General features: G+C 61.6%; 22 protein-coding genes and 2 pseudogenes. 7 read left to right on the forward strand and 17 right to left on the reverse strand.

Annotated elements, in window-relative coordinates:
- The first annotated feature begins 182 nt into the window (after nt 1–182).
- A complete protein-coding gene (locus CKW29_RS01435; RefSeq protein ID WP_095147781.1) occupies nt 183–890 on the forward strand; it encodes an HPP family protein in 708 nt (235 codons plus the stop codon).
- Nucleotides 891–921: 31 nt separating this feature from the next.
- On the opposite strand, the gene astA is transcribed toward CKW29_RS01435, so the two are convergent.
- From astA to CKW29_RS01470, 7 genes are all read right to left on the reverse strand, one after another.
- Nucleotides 922–1956 carry an arginine N-succinyltransferase gene (astA, locus tag CKW29_RS01440; RefSeq protein WP_095147782.1) on the reverse strand — a complete coding sequence of 345 codons (1035 nt, stop codon included), beginning with the start codon at nt 1954–1956 and terminating at the stop codon, nt 922–924.
- Nucleotides 1956–2903 carry a citrulline utilization hydrolase CtlX gene (gene ctlX, locus CKW29_RS01445; RefSeq protein WP_095144304.1) on the reverse strand — a complete coding sequence of 316 codons (948 nt, stop codon included), beginning with the start codon at nt 2901–2903 and terminating at the stop codon, nt 1956–1958. The genes astA and ctlX overlap by 1 nt, the downstream gene beginning before the upstream one ends.
- A 246-nt stretch (nt 2904–3149) precedes the next feature.
- The gene (locus CKW29_RS01450) at nt 3150–3626 is read right to left on the reverse strand and encodes an Lrp/AsnC family transcriptional regulator (protein ID WP_095078984.1); all 477 of its coding nucleotides are present in this window, start codon (nt 3624–3626) and stop codon (nt 3150–3152) included.
- A gap of 12 nt (nt 3627–3638) precedes the next feature.
- A complete protein-coding gene (locus tag CKW29_RS01455) occupies nt 3639–4400 on the reverse strand; it encodes an ABC transporter ATP-binding protein (RefSeq protein WP_095147783.1) in 762 nt (253 codons plus the stop codon).
- A gap of 62 nt (nt 4401–4462) precedes the next feature.
- Nucleotides 4463–5173 carry an ABC transporter permease gene (locus CKW29_RS01460; RefSeq protein WP_095078986.1) on the reverse strand — a complete coding sequence of 237 codons (711 nt, stop codon included), beginning with the start codon at nt 5171–5173 and terminating at the stop codon, nt 4463–4465.
- Nucleotides 5170–5895, reverse strand: coding sequence for an ABC transporter permease (locus tag CKW29_RS01465; RefSeq protein ID WP_095144307.1), 726 nt, complete (start codon nt 5893–5895; stop codon nt 5170–5172). Before CKW29_RS01465 ends, CKW29_RS01460 begins: the two co-directional genes overlap by 4 nt.
- 74 nt (nt 5896–5969) lie before the next feature.
- Complete coding sequence (locus CKW29_RS01470) at nt 5970–6749, reverse strand: transporter substrate-binding domain-containing protein (protein ID WP_095147784.1); 780 nt, start codon at nt 6747–6749, stop codon at nt 5970–5972.
- A 550-nt stretch (nt 6750–7299) separates the two neighbouring features.
- Here CKW29_RS01470 and CKW29_RS01475 point away from each other — a divergent pair.
- The gene (locus tag CKW29_RS01475) at nt 7300–8406 is read left to right on the forward strand and encodes an enoyl-CoA hydratase/isomerase family protein (protein WP_095144309.1); all 1107 of its coding nucleotides are present in this window, start codon (nt 7300–7302) and stop codon (nt 8404–8406) included.
- 3 nt (nt 8407–8409) lie between these two features.
- The gene (locus CKW29_RS01480; RefSeq protein WP_095144310.1) at nt 8410–9561 is read left to right on the forward strand and encodes an acyl-CoA dehydrogenase family protein; all 1152 of its coding nucleotides are present in this window, start codon (nt 8410–8412) and stop codon (nt 9559–9561) included.
- Nucleotides 9562–9606: 45 nt separating this feature from the next.
- On the opposite strand, the gene CKW29_RS01485 is transcribed toward CKW29_RS01480, so the two are convergent.
- The 8 genes from CKW29_RS01485 to CKW29_RS01520 all read right to left on the reverse strand — a co-directional run bounded on the left by CKW29_RS01485 (nt 9607) and on the right by CKW29_RS01520 (nt 18479).
- Entirely contained in the window at nt 9607–10380 is a 774-nt protein-coding gene (locus CKW29_RS01485) for an enoyl-CoA hydratase (RefSeq protein ID WP_095144311.1), read from the reverse strand.
- Between the two features lie 14 nt (nt 10381–10394).
- Nucleotides 10395–11522: an acyl-CoA dehydrogenase gene (locus CKW29_RS01490; RefSeq protein ID WP_095078992.1), complete on the reverse strand. Its 1128-nt coding sequence runs from the start codon at nt 11520–11522 to the stop codon at nt 10395–10397.
- A 9-nt stretch (nt 11523–11531) separates the two neighbouring features.
- On the reverse strand, nt 11532–12725 hold the full coding sequence (locus tag CKW29_RS01495; protein WP_095144312.1) for an acetyl-CoA C-acyltransferase: 1194 nt from the start codon (nt 12723–12725) through the stop codon (nt 11532–11534).
- A gap of 12 nt (nt 12726–12737) precedes the next feature.
- On the reverse strand, nt 12738–13499 hold the full coding sequence (locus CKW29_RS01500; protein WP_095147785.1) for an SDR family NAD(P)-dependent oxidoreductase: 762 nt from the start codon (nt 13497–13499) through the stop codon (nt 12738–12740).
- Nucleotides 13500–13515: 16 nt separating this feature from the next.
- Nucleotides 13516–15180, reverse strand: a complete 1665-nt coding sequence (locus tag CKW29_RS01505; protein ID WP_095144314.1) for an AMP-binding protein — start codon at nt 15178–15180, stop codon at nt 13516–13518.
- 171 nt (nt 15181–15351) lie between these two features.
- Nucleotides 15352–16368, reverse strand: coding sequence for an AraC family transcriptional regulator (locus CKW29_RS01510; protein ID WP_095147786.1), 1017 nt, complete (start codon nt 16366–16368; stop codon nt 15352–15354).
- A gap of 209 nt (nt 16369–16577) precedes the next feature.
- The gene (locus CKW29_RS01515; protein WP_095147787.1) at nt 16578–17615 is read right to left on the reverse strand and encodes a dienelactone hydrolase; all 1038 of its coding nucleotides are present in this window, start codon (nt 17613–17615) and stop codon (nt 16578–16580) included.
- 252 nt (nt 17616–17867) lie between these two features.
- A complete protein-coding gene (locus CKW29_RS01520; RefSeq protein WP_095147788.1) occupies nt 17868–18479 on the reverse strand; it encodes an FMN-dependent NADH-azoreductase in 612 nt (203 codons plus the stop codon).
- A 128-nt stretch (nt 18480–18607) separates the two neighbouring features.
- Between CKW29_RS01520 and CKW29_RS01525 the strand changes: the two genes are divergently transcribed.
- Nucleotides 18608–19516 carry a LysR substrate-binding domain-containing protein gene (locus tag CKW29_RS01525; RefSeq protein ID WP_095144318.1) on the forward strand — a complete coding sequence of 303 codons (909 nt, stop codon included), beginning with the start codon at nt 18608–18610 and terminating at the stop codon, nt 19514–19516.
- On the forward strand, nt 19513–19872 hold the full coding sequence (locus tag CKW29_RS01530; protein WP_095147789.1) for an MmcQ/YjbR family DNA-binding protein: 360 nt from the start codon (nt 19513–19515) through the stop codon (nt 19870–19872). Before CKW29_RS01525 ends, CKW29_RS01530 begins: the two co-directional genes overlap by 4 nt.
- Here the strand turns inward: CKW29_RS01530 and CKW29_RS01535 are convergent.
- Together CKW29_RS01535 and CKW29_RS01540 are read right to left on the reverse strand one after the other, a co-directional pair.
- Nucleotides 19869–20273: a DUF1294 domain-containing protein gene (locus CKW29_RS01535; RefSeq protein ID WP_256577030.1), complete on the reverse strand. Its 405-nt coding sequence runs from the start codon at nt 20271–20273 to the stop codon at nt 19869–19871. The genes CKW29_RS01530 and CKW29_RS01535 overlap by 4 nt on opposite strands.
- Nucleotides 20270–21100 carry an undecaprenyl-diphosphate phosphatase gene (locus CKW29_RS01540; RefSeq protein WP_095144321.1) on the reverse strand — a complete coding sequence of 277 codons (831 nt, stop codon included), beginning with the start codon at nt 21098–21100 and terminating at the stop codon, nt 20270–20272. The genes CKW29_RS01535 and CKW29_RS01540 overlap by 4 nt, the downstream gene beginning before the upstream one ends.
- A gap of 381 nt (nt 21101–21481) precedes the next feature.
- On the opposite strand from CKW29_RS01540, the pseudogene CKW29_RS26225 reads away from it, so the two are divergent.
- Nucleotides 21482–22120: pseudogene (locus tag CKW29_RS26225) on the forward strand (cache domain-containing protein); the annotation flags it as partial.
- A 318-nt stretch (nt 22121–22438) separates the two neighbouring features.
- Nucleotides 22439–23026: pseudogene (locus tag CKW29_RS26230) on the forward strand (methyl-accepting chemotaxis protein); the annotation flags it as partial.
- Between the last annotated feature and the right edge of the window lie 11 nt (nt 23027–23037).

Here is a 23037-nt window from a genome sequence, read left to right on the forward strand (position 1 = left end):
GCTGGGGGCAATACCTCAATATTAATGAGTTTAAAGTTCATTAATATGAATTTGTCAGTGGCCGGCCAGACCGGCAGACTGCACCGGTTCCTCCCCCAAATGGTGGAACTTTTGAAGGGCTTTCTGGTGACCCAGACAGGCCCTTCTTTTTGTCTGCCCTCTGCCACTGGACCGTTCTGCCCATGTTTGCTCGCTGGATCCCCGCTGCCATCAATACCCGTCCTTCAGAGTGGAGTCGTGCCGCCATCGGCATGTCCCTGGGCACTATGCTGAGCGTCTGGCTCTGTGCCCAGGTGTTCGGCATGGAGGTGGCCATGCACCTGATCGGCCCCTTGGGGGCATCGGCGGTGTTGCTGTTTGCCGTCTCGTCCGGCGCACTGGCCCAACCCTGGTCGATCCTGGGCGGATACCTGTGTGCCGGGGTGGTAGCCCTGCTGGTGGCCCATGTGCTCGAACGGACCCTGGGCAGTGCGTGCCTGGCGGCCGGCACCGCGTTGATGCTGATGTGCTGGCTGCGTTGCCTGCATCCCCCGGCCGGTGCGCTGGCCTTGCTGATGGTGGTGGCGGACCCGGCGACCATCGCCTTGGACTGGAAAGCACTCGCGCCGGTGATGTTGAGTGCGGCCACCTTGTTGCTCAGTGCCCTGGTCTACAACAACCTGACCCGTATTCGCTACCCCAAGCGGCCCGCCGAACCGGTGGCCCGAGTGCCGGCGGATCACCCGCCCGTCGACAGCCAGGCAATCACCGCACAAGACCTGAAAGCAGCACTGGCGGACCTGGAGGCCTTCTTCGATGTGACCCCCGAGGACCTTGAACAACTGATCCACGCCAGCGAACGGCACGCCAAGCGCCGCAGTATCGGTGAGGTATTCGCCAACAAGGCCTGACACGGCCAACGACAAGGCCTGGCGCTACTCCTCAGGCCGCTGACTGCTGCCGTGCCGGTACCGCCAGGCTCACCGCTCGCACAGAGGCTCCGGTACACAAACCTAGCGACTGGGCGGTTTGCGCATCGACAATCAATGTCCCGGCGGCGATCCGCGCAGGTGCTGCGGTAATCCGGCACTCGGCCAATTGCCGATTGTGGATCAGGTAGATCTCGGCCTGCTCCCCCGGCGTGCCAATGCTTAGTTGCAATACCTGACTATCGCGTACCGCCCGAATCTGTCCTGTCGCGCATTCGATCAACGGACCGCCGTCGAAGATATCGATGTAATCCCGGTGTTCAAAGCCCTCCGCCTTGAGCATGCCCAACGCCGGTTCGGTGTTGGGATGTACCCGACCGATCATTGATCGCGCGCTCTCGGGCAGCAGGCATGTAGGTAACGGGAACTTGGGCATCAGTTCGGCAATGAAGGTTTTGTTACCAAGGCCGGTGAGGTAGTCGGCGTCGGCAAAATCCATTTTGAAAAAGTGCCGTCCCAAGCCTTCCCAGAAAGGTGAAACACCCTCCTCGTCGGAGTAGCCGCGCATTTCCGCGATGACCTTTTCGCCAAAGTGCTGGCGAAATTCGGCGAGAAACAGAAACCGCGCCTTGGATAACAGGCGACCGTTGAGGCCAGCGCGGTGATCGGCATGCAAGAACAACGAACACAACTCCGAATGCCCGGTCATGTCGTTCCCCAGGAACAGCGTCGGCAATTGCTGATTGATCCCCAGGTTGCTGGACGCGGCGACAAACAGGCCCAGGCGATAGTTGTACCAGGGCTCCCGCAGGCCGACAGCGCCAGCCAGGGCGCAGATGCCGATCGCCTCTCCCTGATCACTCTCCAGCACAAACAGATAGTCGGCGTCAGCGCGTCCGGCCTCGCCGGCAAAGGTTCTCGCCGCCCACTCCAGGCGCTGGCGCAAACGTCCGGCATCCGCAGGCAAGGTCGTCAAGCCGGTGCCCGCACTATGAGCCAGGGCCAGCAATGCCGGCAGATCATCGGGTGTCGCAGGACGGACGATCATCACATACCCCCCTTGGCAGCCGGATACGCCTGCCGGGCCTTGGGTAGAAAAACCTCCGCCAACATGCAGCGGGCACTCCCACCGCCCACCCGTTCGATGGTGTCGATGTTCACGGGCAACGGTGTGGTGTAAGCCTCGATGAGCCGACGCTGAGCCGCATCGAGGGAACGCCAGGCGGTGCGCGACATCACCAACAGGGGCTCACCTGCCGCCGTGTGGACTTGCAGCATGTTGCCCGCGAAAGACTCCAACTGCTCCCAACTCAGCGCGATAACCTGCTTGCCGCTGTCTTCCAGGCGTGAACGCAGCGTTCGGGCTTGCGCCGGCTCAGCCACGCAAGCCAGGCAGGCCACGGCCAGTTCAGTACCGACGCTCATCATGACGTTGGTGTGATAGATCGCGACACCCTGGCGATCGACTGCGTTGAATGCGCACAACTCATAACCCAGATGGCTGACTACTTGATCCAGGGCATGGGCGTGGGTGCGTGTGGAGTAGCCGGCGTAACAAATCCGCGCCTGACGATCCAGCACCATACTGCCCGTGCCTTCGAGGAACACGTCCTGCAGTTCAAGGGCCGTGAGGTCCAGCAGGTGCTCGACCCGGTACTCGTTGTGCAGCAGATCCAGCACACCCTTGTCCCGTTCCAGCCGCCGGTTATGGCCTTGCATCGGATACAACACCAGTGTGCCGTCGGGGTGACTGCTCCACCAGTTGTTGGGGAAAATCGAGTCCGGGGTATGGGGGGCATCGCGGTCATCGTGGACGATCACCTCCACACCGTGATCGCGTAGCGCAGCGACGTAACCGTCGAACTCCTGCAAGGCCTGGCGCTGGACGTCCTCCGACGCGGCCGCCGGGCGCTGGAAACGGTTGTTCGCCGCCGTATCCTGATTGAAGGAGAAACGTGTCGGGCGAATCATCAAAACGGTATTGGTGGTTTGCATGGGCACAGGTTCAATGAGGGTTGAGAGGTGCTCATTGTCTGTTTCGCTGCGCAGAAAACCCGGCTGATTAGCAGCAAGGCAGTGTTGAAAATGGCTGAAAACCCAGGGGCTTTCAGCCGATTTGGCGGGATGAAAACAGGAAGGGATTGGGCGTTGAAGACCGTCACCACACTCAGTCTGGCAACGCCCCGATGGACGCTTCAGGCTGACTTGCGTTCCCTCCCTTGCGTGGGAACGCGCAGGTGCCTACGACGAGGTTTTGACCATCGCCAGTTCTGGGTGGCTGACCAGTTTGTCGATATGCAGGTCCGGATCATCGAACCAGACTTCGGTCAGCACCCGGTAGTGCTCCATGTCACGGCAGCGCATTCGCAGACTGTAATCGAAGGCTCCGCTGATCAATTGGCATTCCAGTACCTGCGGGCAAGCACGCACCTTGGCCTCGAACGCCTTTTGTGCAGCACGCCCACTCTGGTTCGACAGCGCCACCAGCACCAGCAACGACAAACCCGGTGTCAGTTTCTTTTCGTCGAGTATTGCCCCATAACCCCGAATCACCCCGAGCTGTTCGAGCTTTCGCACCCGTTCCAGGCAAGGCCTGGGCGTCAGGTGCACGCGCTCGGAAAGCTTTTGATACGTGATGCGCCCATCGTGACGCAGCACCTCGATGATGGCCTGATCGATACGATCAAGCACGATCGTCAGATCACGGATATCCGCCATGTACGTCTTGCCTCACTTCAAACGGCCCGATAGAAATTGCTGTAAACGTTCACTCTTCGGCTGGTCGAGGATCGTCGCATCGCCCTGCTCCTCGACCTTGCCTTGATGCAGGAACAGCACTTGACTGGAAACCTGCCGGGCAAAACCCATTTCGTGGGTCACCATCAACATGGTCCGCCCCTCTTCCGCCAGTGCCTGAATCACCTTCAACACTTCACCCACCAACTCCGGGTCCAGGGCTGACGTCGGCTCATCGAACAACAGGATCTGTGGCTCCACCGCCAATGCTCGCGCAATCGCCACCCGTTGCTGCTGGCCACCCGACAGGAACGCCGGGTATTGCTCGGCCACCCGCTGGGGCAGGCCGACTTTGTCCAGATATGCCCGGGCGCTGGTTTCGGCGTCCTTGCGAGTGACACCCAGCACTTTGCAGGGCGCCAGCATGATGTTCTCCAGCACGGTCAAATGACTCCACAGGTTGAAGTGCTGAAACACCATGGCCAGCCGTGTGCGCAAGCGCTGCAACTGTGCCGGATTGGCGACCCGCATGCCACCTGCCGCCTGGCGGGTGACAATGCGCTCGCCATCCAGCTCAATGGCCCCCTCGTCCGCGCGTTCCAGAAAATTGATGCAACGCAGCATGGTGCTTTTGCCTGAGCCGCTGGCGCCGATCATGCTCACCACATCCCCGGCCCGCGCGTTCAAAGAGACGCCCTTGAGTACTTCGTTGTCACCAAAACGTTTATACAGATTTTCAACCGTGAGTTTGTACATGCTTGCACTCCTGGAACGGCGTCTGCGTCGACGCCGCTCTGGACAAAAATGAGGTGAGTGATTCAGTGCGCCGGCCCGAGAAAGCCCAGCCAGCGTTTCTCCGCCAGGCGGAATCCGCCGACCAGGGCGAATGACAACCCCAGGTACAGCAAACCGGCGATGCCAAACGCCTGGAACGTCATGAAGGTGGCGGCGTTGGCATCCCGGGCAACTTTCAGAATGTCCGGGATGGTCGCGGTGAAGGCCACGGACGTGGCGTGCAGCATCAGAATCACTTCGTTGCTGTAGTACGGCAGTGCGCGGCGCAGGGCCGATGGCAGGATCAACTGCAGGTGCAGCCGCCAGCCGCTCAAGCCATAGGCGTGCGCCGCTTCGATTTCGCCGTAGGGAATGCTGCGAATCGCACCGGCGAATATCTCCACGGTGTAGGCACAGGTGTTGAGGGTGAATGCCAGCAAGGTGCAGTTCATGGCATCGCGGAAGAAGGCTTCCAGCAGCGGCTGAGCGCGCACCGCCGCAATGCCGTAGATCCCGCTGTAGCAAATCAGCAGTTGGATATACAGCGGCGTACCGCGAAACACATACGTGAACAACTGGACCGGCCAGCGCAACAACGCCCAGCGCGAGGTACGCATGATCGCCAGTGGCAACGACAGGCAAAAGCCAAGGACGATACTCGCCACCAGCAACCACAGGGTCATGGCCAGGCCGGTGAACGTCTCACCGTCGCTGAACAGGAAGGGTCTCCAGTACTCGGCAATCAATTCAATCATCGCGCCATCCCCCGTACTCCTTGGTTGTAGCGGCGCTCAAGCACTCGCAACGCATAGTTGGAGGCGCTGGTGATCAGCAGGTACAACGCCGCCGCCATCAGCAGGAAGTCGAGCATGTTGAAGGTGCTTTTGCCCGCCTCCTGCGCCACTTTGACCAGGTCCGACAAGCCAATGATCGACACCAGCGCGGTGGCCTTGAGCAACACCAGCCAGTTGTTGCCCAGGCTCGGCAAGGCAAAACGCATCATTTGCGGGAACACCACGAAACGAAACCGCTGCCAGCGATTGAGGCCGAAACAGGCGGCGGCCTCTTGCTGACCGCGTGGCACGCTCACAATGGCGCCACGAAAGGTCTCGGTGAAGTACGCGCCGTAGATAAACCCGAGCGTGACAATCCCGGCCAGAAACGGGTCGATCTCCATGTAGGGCCAGCCCATCGCCTCGGTAAGGCTGCTCAGCCAGCCTTGCAGGCTGTAGAAGATCAACAGCATCAGCACCAGGTCCGGCACACCGCGAATCAGTGTGGTATAGAGCGTCGCCGGCAGGTTCAGCCACTTCAGCGGCGATAACTTGGCCGCGGCGCCCAGCAACCCCAACACCATGCTGACCAGCAGCGAAAACGCAGAGAGTTTGAGGGTGACCCACGTGCCATGCAGCAACAACGGGCCGTAACCTTGCAGGGTCGACAGATCGACCCCCAGTAGATTCAGGAGGGAATTCACGCCAGTTACCTGTCTTGTGGCGCCCGCACGGGCGCTGTACCGATGAGCGCGGCACAGTGCTCGGGGCGCGAGGATCAGTTGTTATAGAGGTCCAGAGCGCCGAAGTGCTTTTGCTGGATCTGTGCGTAGATGCCCTTGTCGTGCAGGGACTTGATGGCGGCATTGATCATGCCTTTGAGCTCGTCGCTGCCCTTGCGGATACCGATGGCGATTTCCGAGGGCACCAGCGGGTCACTGATGCCTTCGCTGTTCTGGAAGTCAGCGCCCTGTGGCGACGTCAGAAAACTCATCTGCGCCTGCAGCTTATCCTGGATGGACGCATCGAGGCGGCCGAACACCAGGTCTGCGTACACCTGATCCTGATTCTGATAGGCCCGCAGTTTCACACCGCCTGGCGCCAGTTTGGCCCTGGCGTAGGTCTCCTGAATCGTGCCCTGCATGAACCCCACGGTCTTGCCCTTGAGGGATTCGGCGGTGGGCTCCAGGCCGGAATCCTTGCGGGTGACGATGGCGGTCGGTCCGGCATAGAGGCGATCACTGAAATCGATCTGTTTTTTACGGGCATCCGTCACCGTCATCGAGGATTCGATCGCATCGAACTTACCGGCTTTGAGACCCGGGATCAGCCCGTCGAAGTCGTTGCTGACCCAGACACAGGTGAGTTTCAACTCGGCGCAGATGGCGTTGCCCAGGTCGACGCCGAAGCCTTGCACGCCTCCGTCAGCGGTCGTGGACTCAAAGGGTGGATAGCTGGGATTGACGCCAAAGCGCAACTCTTTCCATTCTTTGGCGCTGGCGCCGGTGGAGCAGCACAGCAAGGCGAGTGCCGGCAAGGTCAGCCACTTGATATTCATCTTCTTGAGTCCCGGATTATTTGGATTTATAGCGGTCAGGCGCCCGCGCCGAACCACACTTTTTTACAGGGGCAGAAAATCGATGCGGTCTTCACCGCAGCCGTATTTATTGTTGTTATCGACCGGAGGGAGCCAGTCGTCGGGGTGCAACCCTTTTCTGGCGCATTGTCAAAAGCACCTGAAACGGAACGCCAGAATGCCAATAGCCAGGACGGCGCAGGTGTCGTAAGGCGCGGTCCAGACAGCGTAACTGCGCTGAACGAGCGCATTGGACAGCCGATTCTGTCGTCAGCAGCCAGGCGCGATGGCAAGCCCTTTCGACACTGGCCAAAGGCACATCGACGGTGCCTTGTCGCGCACTGTCCCGTGTCGGGCAGCACGGAGGTGGTCGCTCAATGACCCACTGCACCAGGGGCGGATCCTGACATGCAAAAATGCACAGGCGACCTGCAGTTATCCGGGTTGTACATGGCAAATTTGCACTGTTACGATCCGCCATCGCTCGCGCGCGAGCATCTCTATAAAGAACAATAAAAGCAGGGAGTTAGTGATGACTGCTCAGGTTTCATCCCCGACAGGTCAGCCCATGGATGCCACGCAGAACGACGTGCTGGCCCAGGTGCGCAACCACATTGGTCACCTGACCCTCAATCGCCCCGCCGGTCTCAATGCCATTACCCTGGACATGGTGCGCAGCCTGCATCGCCAGCTGGACGCCTGGGCCCGGGATCCGCAGGTACATGCCGTGGTACTACGCGGAGCTGGCGAGAAAGCCTTCTGTGCCGGTGGCGATATCCGCTCGCTGTACGACAGCTACACAAGCGGCGACACCCTGCACGAAGCGTTCTTCGTCGAAGAATATGCCCTGGACCTGGCGATCCACCATTACCGTAAACCCGTGCTCGCGCTGATGGACGGTTTCGTCCTCGGCGGCGGCATGGGCCTGGTGCAGGGTGCCGACTTGCGGGTGGTCACCGAACGCAGCCGCCTGGCGATGCCGGAAGTGGGCATCGGCTATTTCCCGGACGTGGGTGGCAGCTACTTCCTGCCCCGTGTCCCGGGCGAACTGGGGATCTATCTGGGTGTCAGCGGCGTGCAGATTCGCGCTGCCGATGCGTTGTATTGCGGGTTGGCCGACTGGTACCTGGAAAGTGCGCGGCTGGCCGAGCTGGACCAGCGCCTGGACAGCCTTGTATGGCACGACACCCCGCTCAAGGACCTGCAAGGCTTGCTGGCCAGGCTCGGCGTGCAGCACCTGCCCGACGCACCGCTGCAAGCCTTGCGCCCGGCCATCGATCACTTCTTCGCCCTGGCGGACGTGCCGGGCATCGTCGAGCAACTGCGTACCGTCACGGTTGCCGACAGCCACGCCTGGGCGTTGACCACCGCCGACCTGCTGGAAACCCGCTCACCGCTGGCCATGGGTGTGACCCTGGAAATGCTGCGCCGCGGCCGACAGCTGAGCCTGGAACAGTGTTTTGCCCTGGAGCTGCACCTGGATCGTCAGTGGTTCGAGCGTGGCGACCTGATCGAAGGTGTGCGCGCCCTGCTAATCGACAAAGACAAGAACCCACGCTGGAACCCTCCGACCGTACAGGCGCTCGACGCCGAGCGGGTGGCGAGCTTCTTCAGCGGATTTGATCAGAGCGGGAGCTGAGTCATGCACGATATCGAATTGACCGAAGAACAAGTGATGATCCGCGACATGGCCCGGGACTTTGCCCGTGGCGAAATCGCCCCCCATGCCCAGGCCTGGGAAAAGGCCGGCTGGATCGACGATGCGCTGGTGGCGAAGATGGGCGAGCTGGGGTTGCTCGGCATGGTGGTACCCGAAGAATGGGGTGGCACCTACGTCGACTACGTGGCCTACGCCCTGGCGGTGGAAGAAATTTCCGCCGGTGACGGCGCCACCGGCGCCTTGATGAGCATCCATAATTCGGTGGGCTGCGGGCCGGTACTCAATTACGGTACCGAGGAACAGAAACAGACCTGGTTGGCAGACCTGGCCAGCGGCCAGGCCATCGGTTGCTTCTGCCTGACCGAGCCCCAGGCCGGCTCCGAGGCGCATAACCTGCGCACCCGTGCCGAACTGCGTGACGGTCAATGGGTGATCAATGGTGCCAAGCAGTTCGTCAGCAATGGCAAGCGCGCGAAACTGGCCATCGTCTTCGCCGTCACTGACCCGGACCTGGGCAAGAAAGGCCTGTCAGCCTTCCTGGTGCCCACCGACAACCCAGGTTTCATTGTCGACCGTAGCGAACACAAGATGGGCATTCGCGCCTCCGATACCTGTGCCGTTACCCTCAATAACTGCGTGATTCCCGAAGCGAACCTGCTGGGCGAACGCGGCAAGGGCCTGGCGATTGCCCTGTCCAACCTCGAAGGCGGTCGCATCGGCATCGCCGCGCAAGCGCTGGGCATTGCCCGTGCAGCCTTCGAAGCGGCACTGGCCTATTCCCGTGACCGGGTGCAGTTCGACAAGCCGATCATCGAACACCAGAGTATCGCCAACCTGCTGGCTGACATGCACACCCGCCTGAACGCCGCCCGCTTGCTGATCCTGCACGCCGCACGCCTGCGCAGCGCCGGCAAGCCGTGCCTGTCCGAAGCCTCCCAGGCCAAGCTGTTCGCGTCCGAGATGGCCGAGAAGGTCTGCTCGTCCGCCATTCAGATTCATGGCGGCTACGGCTACCTGGAAGATTATCCGGTGGAGCGTTACTACCGCGATGCGCGGATCACGCAGATTTACGAGGGGTCGAGCGAGATACAGCGGATGGTGATTGCGCGGGAATTGAAGAATTATCAGATCTGAAGTGTACGTACCTGTGGCGAGGGGGTTTGCCCCCTCGCCACACAATTACTTACCGACGAACTCAGGCGCACGCTTGGCAATGAACGCGGCCATCCCTTCCTTCTGATCCTGGGTGGCGAACGCTGCATGGAACACCCGGCGTTCGAAGCGCACGCCTTCGGACAGGCTGACCTCAAAGGCGCGGTTGACGCTTTCCTTGGTCATCATCGCAATCGGCAGCGATTTGCTGGCAATCACCGCTGCTACCTTCATCGCCTCGTCCAACAGCTCATCGGCCGGCACGATGCGCGCCACGATGCCGCAACGCTCGGCCTCCACCGCATCGATCAAGCGGCCGCTCAGGCACATTTCCATGGCCTTGGCCTTACCCACCGCGCGGGTCAGGCGCTGGGTGCCGCCCATGCCTGGCAACACGCCCAGATTGATTTCCGGCTGACCGAACCTGGCGTTGTCACCGGCCAGAATGAAGTCGCACATCAGTGCCAGTTCACAGCCGCCCCCCAACGCGAAACCGTTGACCGCGGCAATGATCGGCTTGCGGCGGTTAGCCACCCGATCACTGTCGCTGAACAGGTCATCGAGGTAGATCTGCGGGTAGGTCAGCTCCGCCATTTCCTTGATGTCAGCACCGGCGGCAAAGGCTTTTTTCGAGCCGGTCAGTACGATACAGCCGATGTCCGGATTGGCTTCCAGACCGTCCAGCGCGTGGTTCAGTTCGCTGACAATCTGCGCATTCAGTGCGTTCAGTGCCTGGGGACGATTGAGCGTGATCAGGCCGACCCGGCCCTGGACGTCCAACAAAATCGTTTCGTAACTCATGCCAACATTCCTTCTCAAAGATTGCGCGAAATGACCATGCGCTGAATATCACTGGTGCCTTCATAAATCTGGCAGACCCGCACGTCGCGGTAGATACGCTCCAGCGGAAAGTCGTTCAAGTAGCCGTAGCCACCCAGGGTTTGCAATGCCATCGAGCAGACTTTCTCGGCCATTTCCGAAGCAAACAGCTTGGCCATCGAAGCTTCCACCAGGGCCGGCTTGCCACTGTCACGCAGGGCGGCGGCGTAATGCACCATTTGCCGGGCGACGGCTATTTGCGTGGCCATGTCGGCCAGGCGAAAGGCCACGGCCTGATGCTCGATGAGGGCCTTGCCGAAGCTTTCCCGCTCGCGGGCATAGTCGCGGGCCGCTTCGAAGGCAGCGCGGGCCATGCCCACGGACTGCGAGGCAATGCCGACACGCCCGCCTTCCAGGTTGGCCAGGGCAATCCTGTAGCCTTCGCCCTCCTCGCCCAGACGATTTGCCACCGGAACCTTCACGTCCTCGAACAGGATCTGGCAGGTGTCGGAGGCATGCTGGCCGAGTTTGTCCTCGATCCGCGCGACCTTGTAGCCCGGTGAGTCGGTGGGCACGATAAAGGCACTGATCCCACGCTTGCCGGCAGCCGGGTCGGTCACGGCAAACACAATCACCACCCCGGCGTTCTGCCCCGACGTGATGAACTGTTTGCAGCCGTTGAGCACGTAGTGATCGCCGTCCAGGCGCGCACGGGTTTTCAGGCTGCTGGCGTCGGAACCGGCCTGGGGCTCGGTCAACGCGAACGCACCGAGCATGGCCCCGCTGGCCAGCGGCTTGAGGAACTGCTCTTTCTGTTGATCGTTGCCGAACTTGAGGATCGGCACACAGCCGACCGAGTTGTGCACGCTCATGATGGTCGAACAGGCACCATCGCCAGCGGCGATTTCTTCCAGGGCCATGGCGTACGCCAGGTACCCGGTGTCGCAACCGCCCCATTGTTCCGGCACCAGCATGCCGAAGAAGCCCAGTTGCGCCATCTCGCCAATGGCTTCTTTAGGGAAGCGATGCTCGCGATCCCACTCGGCGGCAAACGGCTTGAGCCGCTCCTGGGCAAACTGCCGTGCCGCTTCGCTGATCTGTAGTTGTTCGTCATTCGGGAGCATGGGGATTCCTTAGTACAGGCATTCAACGGCCATGGCCGTGGCTTCACCGCCGCCGATGCAGATGGCTGCAACGCCGCGTTTCAGGCCTTTCTGGCGCAGGGCCGAGAGCAAGGTCACCAGGATGCGCGCACCCGAGGCGCCAATCGGGTGACCCAGGGCGCAGGCGCCGCCGTGAATGTTGACCTTGTCGTGGGGGATCTCCAGCTTGGTCATGGTGACCAGGCTGACCACGGCGAAGGCTTCGTTGACTTCGAACAGGTCGACTTCATCCAGCGACCAGCCGGTCTTTTTCATCAGCTTCTTGATCGCACCCACTGGAGCGACCGGGAACAGGCCCGGGGTGTCGGCGAACGCGGCGTGACCATGAATCACCGCCAGCGGCTTCAAGCCACGTTTCTCGGCTTCGCTGCGACGCATCAACAGCAAGGCCGCCGCGCCATCGGAAATCGAACTGGAGTTGGCCGCCGTGACCGTGCCGCCCTCGCGGAACGCCGGTTTCAGGCTGGCGATCTTGTCCAGCCTGGCTTTTGGTGGCTGTTCGTCATCGCTGATGGTTTTCGGCTCTTTGCCAACCATGACCTGCAGGGGCACGATCTCGGCGTTGAAGCTGCCGTCCTTGATCGCCTGCTGGGCACGGGTGGTCGAGGCAATGGCAAAGGCGTCCTGTGCCTCACGGGTAAAACCGTTGGTCTCGGCACAGTCCTCGGCGAAGGTGCCCATCAGGCGCCCCTTGTCGTAGGCATCTTCCAGGCCGTCGAGGAACATATGGTCCAGGACCTTGCCGTGGCCCATGCGCAGGCCGGCCCGGACCCGGTCCAGCAGGTACGGTGCGTTGGACATGCTTTCCATGCCGCCGGCGACCACCACCTCGGCACTGCCGGCCAGCAGCATGTCGTGGGCCAGCATCGTGGCTTCCATGCCCGAACCACACATCTTGTTCAGGGTGGTGCAGCGGGTCGCCTTGTTCAGGCCCGCACCCAGGGCGGCTTGTCGCGCCGGCGCCTGGCCTAAGCCTGCGGACAACACGCAGCCGAACAGCACTTCTTCCACCGCGTCGCTGGCCACGCCCGCGCGCTCGACCGCCGCGCGAATGGCAGCGGCGCCCAGTTGCGGTGCGCTCAGGCTTTTGAGTTCACCTTGAAAACCGCCCATGGGGGTGCGGACGGCGCTGACAATGACAATCGGATCGTTGTTCGTGGTCATGATCATGACTCCTTATTTGGCCGCCATGCGCAAGGCACCGTCGAGACGGATCACCTCACCGTTGAGCATGCTGTTCTCTATGATATGCCTGACCAGCGCGGCGTACTCGTCCGGTTTGCCCAGGCGTGGCGGGAATGGCACGCCGGCGGCCAGCGAATCGCGTACTTCCTGGGTCATGCCGGCCATCATCGGGGTTTCGAAGATACCTGGGGCGATGGTCATCACGCGGATGCCAAAGCGCGCCAATTCACGGGCAGCGGGCAAGGTCAGGCTGACAATCGCGCCTTTGGAGGCCGCGTAGGCGGCTTGGCCGATCTGCCCATCGTAGGCAGCAGCCGAGGCGGTGTTGATGATGACTCCGCGCTCGCCGTCGGCATTGGCCTCGGTCTCGGCAATGGCCGCGGCGGCCAGACGCAACAGATTGAAACTACCAATCAGGTTGACGTTGATCACCTGGCTGAAACTGGCCAGTGCGTGAGGGCCGTTCTTGCCGAGGATTTTCTCGCCACGGACCACGCCGGCGCAGTTGACCAACCCGTGCAGGCCGCCAAAGGCCGCTACAGTGGCCTTGACCGCCGCTTCCGCCGCCGCTTCCTGGGTGATGTCGGCCACCACGCTCTGGGCACCCAGGCGTTTGGCCTGGGCGGCGAGCGCTTCTGCGTTCATGTCCACCAGCATCACTTTGGCGCCGGCGCCGACCAGCATTTCAGCGGTGGCCGCCCCCAGTCCGGAAGCGCCGCCACTGACGAGAAAAACCTTGTTTGCGATTTGCATCGTTGTTTCCTTGAATTCAAGCCGAAGCCTTGTGAGCCGCAGCCTCTTGAGCCTTGGCGATTTCCTGGTTGCGCAAGATAAAGCGCTGTAACTTGCCGCTTGGGGTTTTCGGCAACTCACTGACAAATTCCACTTCCCGCGGGTACGAGTGCGCGGCCAGGCGCTTGCGCACATGCTGGCGCAGTTCCTCGGCAAGCTCGGGAGAGGCGCGGTATTGCGTGCTCAGCACCACGAACGCCTTCACCAGCTCAGTGCGCTCCGGATCGGGTTTGCCGACCACGGCCGCTTCGACCACCGCCGGGTGTTCGATCAGCGCGCTTTCCACGTCGAACGGGCCCACCCGGTAACCGGATGTGGTAATCACGTCATCGCTGCGGCCGACAAAGCTGATGCTGCCATCCGGGTTCAGTTCGACGGTATCGCCACTCAGATAATAGTTGCCGACGAAGGCTTTGGTCGGCGCCCCTTCGTAACCGGCGAACCAGCACATCGGTGACTGGCTGCGGTCGATGGCCAGAATCCCTGGCTGGCCGACCGACAATTCGTTGTAAGCGTCGTCCAGCACCACGATCCGGTGACCCGGCGAGGCGAAACCGGCGGCGCCGACATGTACCGGGTGCTCGAGGCCATGGTGATTGCACAGCACCATGCCCAGTTCAGTCTGGCCATAGTGGTCATGGATCACCACGTCGAGGTTGTCGGCGAACCAACGGATCACTTCCGGGTTCAACGGCTCGCCGGCGCTGCTGACGATGCGCAGCCGGCCCTTGATCGAACGGGCGAACTCATCGCCACCGGCAATCAGCAAGCGGTAAGCGGTCGGCGATCCGGTGAGGTTGGTGATGCCGTACTTGTTGATCACCCGGCAGGTGCTTTCGAGGGTGAACGGACCATCGTAGAAGGTAATCGGATGCCCCATGGACAACGGCCCGGTCACACCAAAGTAGATGCCATAGGCCCAGCCCGGGTCGGCAACGTTCCAGAACGCATCCTCGGGGCGCAGGTCGACCGCGTCACGGGTGTAGCTCTGGAACGCGACCATGGCCTTGAGGGGCACGTACAGGGCTTTCGACGGGCCAGTGGTGCCCGAGGTAAACATCAGCAGGAACGGGTCTTCGCCGGTCAGCATCACCGGTTCGCACTGATTGGAGTAATTGGCCAGCTCAGCCCAGAAACTGAAGTCGCCACGGACGATGCCCTGGCCTTTCGGGCCACCGATGGTGACGATGGTCGGACAGTCCGGGACTTCATCGAGCTTTGGACGATTGACCGCGTCGGTCACCACGATCATCGCGCCGGAACTGCCGAGCCGGTGTTCGATGGCCTTGGGGCCGAAGGCAGTGAACAGCGGCTGATAGACCGCCCCGATACGCCAGGTGGCGAGCACCGCAATCAGCAACTCGACGTTGCGCGGCAGCAGGCCGGCGACCTTGTCACCCTTTTTCACACCCTGTGCCTGCAGAAAATTGGCAAAGCGCGCGGCCTTGTCCTGCAGATCGCTGAAGGTATAGGTCGCGGAACTGGCGTCACGGCCTTCCCAGAACAAGGCAATGCGCCCGGGCAACGCATGCCGGTCGCAGCATTCAACGCAGGCGTTGAGCGCCGTCAGTGAGCCGAGAAGCGCTGCATCGACGGTGTGCTGATAATTGAACTGTGTGGTTGCAGACAGGTAATCGCGCATTGCCAGAATCCCTCTGTATTTTTATTAGGTTGGGGGGAACCGTATAAATCCAGGAAATACTCGCTCTGCGCACGATAGGGAACAATGGTCAAAGCTTTCAAGTTGCTTGACTGGTTTGGCCAAGCCTCACGCGGTGCGAGGGGGCAAGCGCGTGCCGGTGAAAGGCCCGGCTCAGTGAACTTCGTTGAGAATCAGGCTGCGGTAATGCCCGGGGTTCGACCCCGACCATTTGCGAAACGCCTTGTAGAACGAACTGGTATCGGCAAACCCCAGGCGCGTGGCGATTTCGGCGAAGCTGATGCTGGGTTCCGCCAGCCAGACGATCGCCAGTTCCTTGCGCACGCTGTCCTTCAGGCCCTGGTAGGTCTGCCCTTCTTCGGCCAGGCGGCGGCGCAAGGTCGAGGCCGACATGCACAGCCGTTGCGCCAGGCTGTCGGTTTCCGGCCAGTGCTGGGCCGGCAACTGCCGCAGGTCGTGCTTGATACGGCTGGCCAGGCTCTGCGGGTCGCGGTACTTGACCAGGATGTTGGCCGGCGCCTGGGCCAGAAAGCGCTTGAGCTCGTCCGCGCTGCGCTTGATCGGCAACTCGAGGCAGTCGGCGGAAAAAATCATCCGGGTCCGCGGCCGATCAAAGCGCAGGTTTTCGGAAAACATCACCTTGTAGTCATCGCAGAAGTCCGGCTCGGCGCAGCGCAGTTCGATCGCCAGAATCGGAATCCGCCGTCCGGCCAACCAGCAGGCCACGCCGTGAACAATCATCCAGTAGGTGAAATAGGTGAAGGCGCGGCGCGGTGGCAGGTCGTCCTCGAGCAGGACGATCTCTGCCAGGCTCTGCTGGTGAACCAGTTGGGCCGGCAGGTGTTCGAGCATCAACGACAGAAAGCCCAACCCGGACTCCAGGCCGGTGGCCAGGGTTGGCTGGGCCATCGCGCATCGACACAGGAACGCCAGGCTGCCGGACTTCAGCTGCCGTGGGTCCATGCCAAAGAACTCGTCGTCCCTGCGCCGCGCCAGTAAACGCCATAGCCGAGCATAGGCCGTGGCCGGTACCCGCGCATCGGCCACCTCCAGTAACCGTGGCTCGATTCCGACCTTGAGCAGCACCTCAAGGCTGGCGGCACCCGGTGCGCAACTCTGCAACAGTGCCTCGCGCACCAGGTGGACGGAGATGGTGTCTTTTTCCGACATTGAGCGTGGTGAACCCTGTTTTTGTTTGGCCGCCATCTTAGCGCAGGCGCGGCGTACCTTAGACCAAAAGATCAGAGGTAGCGCACCCGTTAGCCTAATGAATACCTCACCGTGCGCCATCTGCTCCTACAAATGCGACCTCAGCTTCTTAACAGATCGGCATCACCCCGTTAGCCTGCTTTCTTCTACGCCAACTTGAGGACGTTGGTTCATTGATCCGCCGTCTGCAACCCTGCCCTGTCCGACTTGCCCAGCGCCTGGATGAAAAAGCGCCCGGCTTCGGCGATCAGGTTGCGGTGAATGTCCTCGCGGTCCACGCCATCGGCGTCGATGCACAGCGCTGGCATCGCCGCGATCTGCTCCTCGCTGCAGGGCGCCATGAACACAAAGTGCCCTGCCCCCGTCAGTAACCTGAAATCCGGGGCGACGGGCAGCTTGCGAGCCAGCGCGGCAGCGTTCTTGTCCAGCGCCACCAAGGTGTCCCCATCGCCGCTGTAGAGCAGCACCGGGATGTGTACACCCGCCAGGGTCTGGCGACCGAATTTGAGGCTCAGGGGCGCCATCAGCATCAAGGCGTGAACCCGTGGATCGGCCACCGGTTGCAGGTCGTCACGGTCGGCGATCAGTTCACCCCGGGTGTTGCAGGCGTCCCGGTCATCGGGGCGCTCCTGGCAGTAGCGACGCAGCCGCTCCAGGTCCGGGGTGGCGCCCGAAAGAATCAGCGCGGTTTCGCCACCGGCGGAGTAACCGATCACCCCGACCTGATCGGCATGGACGAACGGCGCCAGCAGGGGGTCGCCCAGAGTGGCGGTGATGGCTGCGGAAATCTGGATCGGACGGCCGTACAGATTGCTCAAGGTCCCGAGGCGGCTGTGGTCCCTGGAGTTGTCACCGGGGTGAGTCACGGCCACCACCACGAACCCTTTGCGCGCCAACGAGGTGGCAAGATAGTGCAAGGCCAACGGTGTCCCGGTGTTGCCAGGGGACAGCATCAGCATCGGGAAGCGGCCGATGGCAACCCTGGCATCCTCGCTGGCCTGGATGCGATAGCCCCCGACCTGACTGGAATGCTCGATACCGGTCGACGGATAGAACGCAATGGCGTCCATGGGCTGTAGATCAAGGGGGTCAGGAAAAGTCAGTCGGTGATAGCCGACACTCCAGTGCGGGTGCGGCGCAGGCACCGCCTGCACCGGATTCAGGCTGCCGAGCAGGCACAACAGTAACACTGCACAAAGACGCGACATGAGATGCCCCACCGTTTGACCTGACTGGATGAGCCGATTGGTGCCACTTGCCTGGATTCAGCGCCTTGGCCGAACTCGAGACCATCGTGCAACCGAGCCGCTACTGCGGGCCAGCATCACTCGGGCCAACACCTCGGTTGTCAGATGCAAAGGACAGAAGCAAAGAGACCCCGGGCCTTGATCGTTTTACGACGATCAAGGCCCGGGGTCCAGTGGCATTTGCCCAAGGCTGGGCGAGCCGTTGAACCGGCCTTATGCAGCGACGAACAATTGGTCGCTGATGTGGGCCTGGGCGTCGTTCATGGCTTTGGCGCGAACCTCCTCACCATAGGACAGGCCCTGGGCGCGGACGAATTCGACGTCGGTGATGCCCATGAAGCCCAGCATCACTTTCAGGTAGTCTTCATGACCTACGCCCGTCGCCTGACCGGCATGCAGGCCGCCAGAGGTGGACACCACCACGACTTTCTTGTTGCCGCACAGGCCTTCAGGGCCGGCTTCGGTGTAGCGGAAGGTCTGGCCGGCCACGGCGATACGATCGAACCAGGCCTTGAGCTGGGTCGGGATGGTGAAGTTGTACATCGGCGCGGCGATGACCACGGCATCCGCTGCCAGGAACTCGGCCAGGGTCGAAGCACTCAGGTCGGCTTCATGCTGTTGCGCGGCGTCACGCAGTTCGGCCGGGGTGCCCGCGGCTACCAGGGTCGCGGCGGAAAAGTGGCTGATGGCATCGCCGGCCAGGTCGCGGTAAGTGACCACGGCATCAGGCTCGGCAGCGGTCCAGGCCTGGACAACGCCCTTGCTCAGCTGACGGGAAGCCGAGTTGTCACCCAGGATGCTCGAATCGATATGCAGAAGTTTCATGTGGGATCTCCAAGTGAGGACCGCCACCGGGCGATCAAGTTGAGACAATCCTACAGATGAAACCAATAGCTGATTAGTCGGTAATAATGCGATAGTTCGTCCTACTCATAGGACAGTCGAGCCTCGTCATGCAAGACCTCAATGACCTCTACTATTTCGCCAAAGTGGTTGAAGCCGGCGGTTTCGCTGCCGCCGGGCGCTTGCTGGGCATTCCCAAGTCGCGCTTGTCACGACGCATTGCTGAACTGGAAGAGCGTCTGGGAGCCCGCCTGTTGCAGCGCACCACCCGTCAACTCAAGCTGACCGCAGTGGGCGAGCGTTACTTGCGCCATTGCCAGGCGATGCTGCTGGAGGCCGAGATGGCCGATGAAGCCGTGGCCAGCATGTCCAGCGAACCACGGGGGCGGTTGCGCGTATCCTGCCCGGTGGGACTGGCCCATGAGTTTCTGCCGCCGGTCATCAGCTCGTTTCTGGAGCGCTTCCCCCAGGTGCAACTGGACATGCAACTGCTCAACCGGCGCGTGGACCTGGTGACCGAAGGCATAGACGTGGCCTTGCGCGTCCGCGAACTGGGGGATGAAGACCCGTTCCTGGTCACCCGACGCCTGCGCCAGGCACAAACCGTCATGGTTGCCAGCCCACAGTTCCTGCGTGAGCGCCAGATCATCACCCCGGACGACCTGAAAAACGTCCCGGTGCTGGGGGCGCTGGAAGCCGATCGCCTGGTGCATTTGCGCATGCTCGATGAACAAGGGCAAAGCTGCGACTTGAGCCTGGAGGCTCGCCTGGGGATCGATGATTTTGTCGTGCGCAAGGCCTGCACGCTCTCCGGCCTTGGCTTCACCATACTGCCGATGCTGTACTGCGAGCAGGAACTGGCAAGCGGCTCGCTGGTGCAACTGCTGCCCCAGTGGTCATTGCCTGGCGGCTGGCTGCAGGCGGTCTACCCTCATCGGCGCGGCGTGCTGCCGGCCGTGCGCGCCTGGATCGACCATTTGGGCGAATCATTCAACAGCTGCGGGGACCGCTTGTTATGACGGCCAGGGCCATGACGGAAGATGATGTAGCGCGTTTCTGCCTGGCCCTGCCCGGGGCACGGGAAGATTACAAGTGGGGCGGCGTGCGGGTGTTTTCGGTGGCCGGCAACAAGATGTTCGCGTTGCAGAACCTGCGCGGCGAGTCCCTGGCGTTCAAGGTCGACAAGGACCTGTTCCTGGGCCACGTCGACCGCCCGGGGATCGGGCCGGCGCCGTATCTGGCGCGAGCCCAATGGATCATCATGCACACGCCCTACCCGCTAGGCGCCCTTGAACTGCAAGCGTTGCTGCGCAGGTCCCACCAACTGGTGGTGAGCAAGTTGCCCAAGCGCGTCCAGGTCGGGCTGTTGATCTAGAACAGCCTGAACAGCCCGGCGTCGAGAAACAACTGGTCGATCCAGAACACCTGATGCAATAACACGATGATCCAGAACAACGCCTGGAACGACACTTTGCGCGTCTTGTGTCGAAACACTTGCTGGGCAATCAAAGCACCTGGCCAGCCGCCAGCCAGTTCGACCGCATGCAGAACGTTCTCCGGGGTGCGCCAGCTATCGGCTCGCGCCTTACGCTTGTCGCTCCAGTACAGGAAGAACGCCAGCAGGCTGACAATACCGTAGGCCGCCAGCGGAATCGCCGAGACCCCGCGCAGCCATAGCAGGCTCGACCCCACGACCGGCAGTGCGCACAGCGCGAGGAAGACCAGCGCCTTGAGACGCGGGTACTGGATCGCGCGCCCATTGCGTGTCTCGATCACGGCTTGACTGCTGCCCAGTCAACCACGCCGAACTGCCAGGTAGCCAGAATCACCAGGCCGAACGCAATCCGGTACCAGGCAAAGGCGGCGTAGCTGTGGCTGGCAATGAATTTGAGCAGGCCCTTGACCGCAATCATGGCGAAGATAAACGCGGTGACGAAGCCGATCGCGAACACCGGCAGGTCCGCCACCTGGAACAGATCACGGTATTTATAGCCGGAGTACACCGCCGCACCGACCATGGTCGGCATGGCCAGGAAAAATGAAAACTCGGTGGCGGTCTTGCGCGACAGGCCGAACAGCAAGCCGCCGATGATGGTCGAGCCAGAGCGCGAGGTCCCCGGAATCATCGCCAGGCACTGGGCGCAGCCTACCTTCAGCGCGTCCTTCCAGGTCATGTCGTCGACGGACTCTGCGCGCACGGTATGTTCACGGCGCTCGGCCCACAACATGACGACCCCGCCCACCACCAGTGCGGTCGCGACCGTGATCGGGTTGAACAGATAGTGGTGGATCAGGTCAGCGAAGATCACGCCCAACACCACGGCGGGCAGGAAGGCGATCAGCAGGTTGACGGTGAACCGTTGCGCCGTGCGCTGGGTGGGCAAGCCTGTCACTACTTCGAGAATCTTGCCACGAAACTCCCAGACCACCGCGAGGATCGCACCGAGCTGGATAATGATGTTGAACGCCTTGGCACGTTCACCACCGAAGTTGAGCACATCCGCGACGATGATCTGGTGCCCGGTACTGGAAATGGGCAAAAACTCGGTAAGTCCTTCTATAACCCCAAGAATCAATGCCTGTGCGGCGGTCCAAAGATCCATCAATCCCCCATGAAGCGATGCCTTGAGGCATGCCCCGTCATTAGTTTTCTGGTGTTCGCTGCGCTCAGCGTTGCGCAAGGGCGAGGGCCACAGAATTGAGCCCGCCCCGTAAAAAAACCGTGAAAAATCAGCAAGGATTCAGGTTTTCCCGCGCGAGGCCGAAATCCTATCAGACATGCCCGATTAACGCTGCGCCGTTATTGGACTTCAGTCGCATTGGCGCCCGTGCCAAAGCGTGCCTGAATGCGCTCGATGAGTGATGACAAGAACAAGAATCTGGAGTGACACGATATGAATAGCTTGCGCGGTATGTCGATCAGCCGGCGTTTGTGGCTCATCCTGGTGGTGGCGGTGCTGATGCTACTAACCCTGGGTGTGCTGATGCTCAAGCAGATTCACGATGACCTGTATCAGGCCAAGGCCCAGAAGACCCAGCACGTGGTCCAGGCCGCCAGCGGGATCCTCGGCTACTACCATGAGCTGGAAAAAGCCGGCACCCTCACCCGCGACGCCGCACAGAAACAAGCGCTCAGCGTGGTACGTGGCTTGCGCTACGACCAGAGTGACTACTTCTGGATCAATGACCTGACCCCGGTCATGGTCATGCACCCGACCAACCCGAAGCTTGATGGCCAGAACCTCTCCGCGGTCAAAGACCCGGACGGTTTCGCGCTGTTCAACGAGATGGTCACCATCGCCAAGGCCAAGGGCGCCGGCATGGTCGACTACCGCTGGCCCAAGCCCGGCGCCAGCACCCCGGTGCAAAAAACTTCCTACGTCAAACTGTTCGAGCCTTGGGGCTGGGTCATTGGCTCCGGCGTGTACATCGACGACATGCAGGTCGAGTTCCGTAGCCAGGTCTGGGAAGCATCGCTGGTGGGCCTGAGCATCGCGGTGTTGATGGCCCTGCTGGTCATGCTGATTTCCCGCAGCATCGTTCGCCCACTGCGCGAAACAGTGGATGCCATGGCCAATATTGCCAGCGGCGAAAGTGACCTGACGCGCAGCCTCGATACCCATGGCCGGGATGAAGTCACGGAGCTGGCACGGCACTTCAACGCCTTCACCGCCAAGTTGCGCCTGGTGATCAGCCAACTGCAAACCTCTGCCAGCGCCCTGGGCCAATCCTCCAGCGACCTGGGCGACAATGCCGCGCAAGCCCAGGCCCGCAGTCAGCAACAGTCACAACAAATGGAGCTGGTGGCGACGGCGGTCAACCAAGTGACCTACGGTGTGCAAGACGTGGCCAGGAATGCCGAACACGCGGCCAGCGAAATGCGTGACGCCCAAGCCCAGGCCCAACAGGGCCAGGTCAACATCGATGGCAGTCTGCAGCAGATCGATCAGCTGTCGGGGACCATCGATCAAGCGGTCGACGTGATTCGTACCCTGGCCACAGAGAGCACGCAGATCGGCAGCGTGCTGGAGGTGATCCGCTCGATTGCCGAACAGACCAACCTGCTGGCGCTCAATGCCGCCATTGAAGCCGCCCGTGCCGGAGAACAGGGTCGAGGGTTTGCCGTGGTCGCGGATGAAGTGCGCTTGCTGGCGCAACGTACGCAAAAATCCACGGCAGAAATTCAATCGATGATCGAGCGCTTGCAGAATCACTCGGACGCTGCGGTCAAGGTGATCGGCGACAGCAGTCGCGCCTCCCGGTTGACCATCGAGCAGGCAGGCCTGGCCGGGCAGAGCCTGAACGCAATCGGCCAGGCACTGCGCAACCTCAACGGTCTTAACGCCTCTATCGCCAGCGCGCCCCTGCAACAGGCCCACGTGGTCGAGGACATCAACCAGAACGTCACCCAGGCGGCCGGATTGTCCCATAGCACCGCGTTGGCCGCTGAGCAATCGAGTGCCGCGAGCGTGCACTTGAAAGCGCTCAGCGAACAGTTGAACGGGCTGCTCAGGCAGTTCCGGGTGTAAGCAACCTCTGT

It is taken from the genome of Pseudomonas sp. Irchel s3a18, assembly GCF_900187535.1.
In the GTDB taxonomy this organism is placed as follows: domain Bacteria; phylum Pseudomonadota; class Gammaproteobacteria; order Pseudomonadales; family Pseudomonadaceae; genus Aquipseudomonas.